This window comes from Penaeicola halotolerans, from assembly GCF_016464625.1.
Classification (GTDB): Bacteria; Bacteroidota; Bacteroidia; order Cytophagales; family Cyclobacteriaceae; genus Penaeicola; species Penaeicola halotolerans.
The window spans coordinates 1-254 of the sequence record NZ_JAEAGO010000138.1 but is presented as its reverse complement, the minus strand read 5'-3'; the positions used below and the strand labels follow the sequence as shown (position 1 = coordinate 254).

The 254-nt window shown below is 38.6% G+C and carries 1 protein-coding gene; it reads right to left on the bottom strand.

Annotated features, from left to right (window positions below):
- Positions 1-254, bottom strand: a 254-nt coding sequence (locus tag I5349_RS13900; protein ID WP_226391375.1) for an NUDIX domain-containing protein, incomplete at both ends; no start/stop codon positions are given.

Here is a 254-nt window from a genome sequence, read left to right as displayed (position 1 = left end):
AATGACTTGATTTCATTTATGCTCATCCACTTGATTTCTTCGATAATTTGAGAATCTGGATAAAGCTCTGGATCCGTTCCTAGTGCTAATTTTCCTCCAATTTTCTCCACGAGAAAGAAATGTTCCATCGCGTGAAGAGGTGCTGCCAGGTATTCGTTAACGAAAAGATAAGCTTTTACATCTACATCTAAGCCAGTTTCCTCAGAAAACTCGCGTTTTAAATTTTCCGATGCAGTACATCCAAAATGCATTCC